Source organism: Aeromonas sp. QDB68 (assembly GCF_027707405.1).
GTDB lineage: Bacteria > Pseudomonadota > Gammaproteobacteria > Enterobacterales > Aeromonadaceae > Aeromonas > Aeromonas caviae.
The window spans coordinates 1-3,409 of sequence record NZ_JAPCIQ010000173.1 but is presented as its reverse complement, the minus strand read 5'-3'; the positions used below and the strand labels follow the sequence as shown (position 1 = coordinate 3,409).

Sequence of the window (3,409 nt, the reverse complement as noted above, 5' to 3'; positions counted from 1 at the left end):
CGGAACCAGTGATTGGTTCCGGATTGTCCTACAGCAGAAGGATCGGTCAATGGATCCTTAACTGATCAGCATTGCCCGTAATTGCGGGGCGTTTTGATTGCCATGGACGGCAGCGTTTTGCTGCGGCCCTGTTTCTGCGGCGCTTACTTTTGTGGACGCAGGGCCGGGAACAGGATGACGTCGCGGATGGTGTGGCTGTTGGTGAACAGCATCACCAGACGGTCGATACCGATACCCTGACCGGCGGTCGGCGGCAGACCGTGTTCCAGCGCGGTGACGAAGTCGGCGTCGTAGAACATGGCTTCGTCGTCCCCTGCGGCTTTCTGGTCAACCTGGGCCTGGAAGCGCTCGGCCTGATCTTCCGCATCGTTCAGCTCGGAGAAGCCGTTGGCCAGCTCGCGGCCGCCGATGAAGAACTCGAAGCGGTCGGTGACGTCCGGGTTCTGGTCGTTGCGACGGGCCAGCGGGGAGACGGCAGCCGGGTACTCGGTGATGAAGGTCGGTTGCAGCAGCATGTGTTCAACGGTCTCTTCGAAGATCGCGGTGATCACGTGGCCCAGCTCCCAGCTCTTCATCAGCTCGATCTTCAGACCCTTGGCGACGGCAGTAGCCTTCTCCAGAGTGGCCAGATCGTCACGGGTGACATCCGGGTTGTACTTCAGGATGGAGTCCACCATGGAGAGGCGCTGGAACGGCTGACCGAAATCGATAGTCAGACCCTCTTCGCCCTCTTTGGCGTAACGGATCTTGGTGTCGCCCAGGATGTCCTGTGCCAGGGTGCGCAGCATCTCTTCGGTGAGATCCATCAGATCGATGTAATCGGCGTAGGCCATATAGAACTCGAGCATGGTGAACTCGGGGTTATGGCGAACGGAGATGCCTTCGTTACGGAAGTTGCGGTTGATCTCGTAGACACGCTCGAAACCACCGACCACCAGACGCTTCAGATAGAGTTCCGGAGCGATACGCAGGTACATGTCGATGTCCAGCGCATTGTGGTGGGTGATGAAGGGACGTGCGGAGGCGCCACCCGGGATGACTTGCATCATGGGGGTTTCCACTTCCATGAAGCGCTTGTCATTCAGGAACTTGCGAATGCCGGCCACCACCTTGGTGCGGGTCACGAAGGTCTTGCGGGACTCTTCGTTGGCGATCAGGTCCAGGTAACGCTGGCGGCAGCGGGCTTCCTGGTCGGTCAGACCCTTGTGCTTCTCGGGCAGCGGGCGCAGGGCCTTGGTCAGCAGGCGGATGGTGGAGACGTGTACGGAGAGCTCACCGGCGTTGGTGCGGAACAGGGTACCCTCGACACCGACGATGTCACCCAGATCCCACTTCTTGAACTGCTCGTTGTAGAAGCCTTCCGGCAGGTCGTCACGGGTCACGTAGATCTGGATCTTGCCAGCCATGTCCTGCAGGGTCGCGAAAGACGCCTTGCCCATGATCCGGCGGGTCATGATGCGACCGGCAATCTTCACCTGTTTACCCAGGGCGACCAGCTCGTCATTGCTCTTGTCGCCGAATTCGGCATGCAGATCGCCGGAGAGGCTGTCACGACGGAAATCGTTGGGGAAGGGGTTGCCCTGGGCGCGCAAGGCGGCCAGCTTGGAGCGACGCTCAAGCATCTCGTTGTTCAGTTCGAGAGTCTGGTCGACTTCCGGGGTGGTGGTTTGTTCAGACATGGTGATTCCTGCTGCTCTGTTTACAGGCCTGATTTCAGGCTGGCTTCGATAAACTTGTCCAAGTCGCCGTCGAGTACCGATTGGGTATTGCGGGTTTCGACGCCGGTGCGCAGATCCTTGATACGGGAATCATCCAGTACGTAGGAGCGGATCTGGCTGCCCCAGCCGATGTCGGACTTGGTCTCTTCGAGGGCTTGCTTCTCAGCGTTCTGCTTTTGAATTTCCAGCTCGTAGAGCTTGGCCTTCAACTGCTTCATACACTGATCTTTGTTCTTGTGCTGGGAACGGTCGTTCTGGCACTGCACCACCACGCCGGTCGGCACGTGGGTGATACGCACCGCGGACTCGGTCCGGTTGACGTGCTGACCACCGGCACCGGAGGCGCGGTAGACGTCGATGCGAAGATCAGCCGGGTTGATCTCGATCTCGATGTCATCATCGATCTCGGGGTAGACGAACACGGAGCAGAACGAGGTGTGGCGACGGCCGCCGGAATCGAACGGCGACTTGCGTACCAGGCGGTGCACGCCGGTCTCGGTGCGCAGCCAGCCGAAGGCATACTCGCCGGTGAACTTGATGGTGGCGGACTTGATGCCGGCTACGTCGCCCTCGGAGCATTCGATGAGCTCGGGCTTGTAGCCGTGGGCATCGCCCCAGCGCAGGTACATGCGCAGCACCATGTTGGCCCAGTCCTGGGCCTCGGTGCCGCCGGAACCGGACTGGATGTCGATGTAGCAGTCGGAACCGTCGTGCTGACCGGAGAACATGCGGCGGAACTCGAGATCCACCAGCTTGGCCTCCAGCTCGTCCGCTTCGACCACGGCTTCGTTGAAGGTCTCTTCGTCTTCGCCTTCGACGGCCAGGCTGACCAGCATCTCGACGTCATCGACGCCCTGGGTCAGGGTATCGATGGTGCTGACGACGTTCTCCAGGGAGACGCGCTCCTTGCCCAGCGCCTGTGCGCGCTCGGGTTCGTTCCAGACATCCGGCTGTTCCAGCTCGGCATTGACCTCTTCTAGACGCTCTTTCTTGGCGTCATAGTCAAAGGTACCCCCTAAGCAGCTCGGTCCTCTCAGACAGCTCCTTAAGCTTGTTTAATACAGGATTGACTTCAAACATCGTGAAAACTCTCGGGGTCGATGTGATTTAAAAACGGGATATTCTAGCCAATTGCAGAAGGAATAAACAGGGTTGGCTGGCCTCGCTCTTTTTCCTGCTCCAATTTTCCGCAGCATTTTTAAAATTTCCGCGTAAAATATCGTCACTCACGCCATTCTCCGCTTCAGTTTTGCGCGGATTGGCCGCTAACAACACACAGTGCCACGCACTCCCGATTGATCCTGTTCCCGACCCCCACAAGAAGAAAACACGATGAAAAACCTATCACTCAAGCAGAAGATACTGTTGTCTGTGGTCATCGCCTTGTCACTGGTGATCCTGCTGCTCTCCTGGCAGAGCTACACCAGCCAGAAGTCCATGCTGCTGCAAGGCAGTCAGGAACAGGTGCAGCGCCTCGGCAGCCAGCAGGCCGCCAGTGTCAGCGACTGGCTCGCGGCCCGTCGTGACGTTATCCAGGCCCTTGGCAACAAGGCCGGTGCCGAGCCCCTCAACGCCCTGCAACAGGCCCAGGTGTCCGGCCGTTTCCAGCTCACCTATTTCGGGAATTCAGATAATAAGTGCGACACTCATGGATGAATGGCGAGAGGTGGCCAACTGCTGATTGGTGGTAC

The 3,409-nt window shown here is 58.8% G+C and carries 2 protein-coding genes and 1 pseudogene; 1 reads left to right on the top strand and 2 read right to left on the bottom strand.

Annotated elements, in window-relative coordinates; genetic code table 11:
* Nucleotides 1-143: 143 nt before the first annotated feature.
* On the bottom strand, nt 144-1,679 hold the full coding sequence (lysS, locus tag PG892_RS21880; RefSeq protein WP_119196944.1) for a lysine--tRNA ligase: 1,536 nt from the start codon (nt 1,677-1,679) through the stop codon (nt 144-146).
* Nucleotides 1,680-1,699: 20 nt separating this feature from the next.
* Nucleotides 1,700-2,798, bottom strand: a protein-coding gene (prfB, locus tag PG892_RS21875) for a peptide chain release factor 2 (RefSeq protein ID WP_102948437.1) whose coding sequence is annotated in 2 segments (ribosomal slippage) — nt 1,700-2,722 and nt 2,724-2,798 — 1,098 coding nt in all. Because the reading frame shifts where the segments join, the coding sequence is not laid out codon by codon here.
* 252 nt (nt 2,799-3,050) lie between these two features.
* On the opposite strand from prfB, the pseudogene PG892_RS21870 reads away from it, so the two are divergent.
* Nucleotides 3,051-3,356 (top strand): annotated as a pseudogene (locus PG892_RS21870) (methyl-accepting chemotaxis protein); the annotation flags it as partial.
* Nucleotides 3,357-3,409: the final 53 nt, after the last annotated feature.

Coding starts and splice junctions, on each gene's coding strand:
- lysS (WP_119196944.1), bottom strand. CDS start 1,679: ATGTCTGAACAAACCACCACCCCGGAAGTCGACCAGACTCTCGAACTG.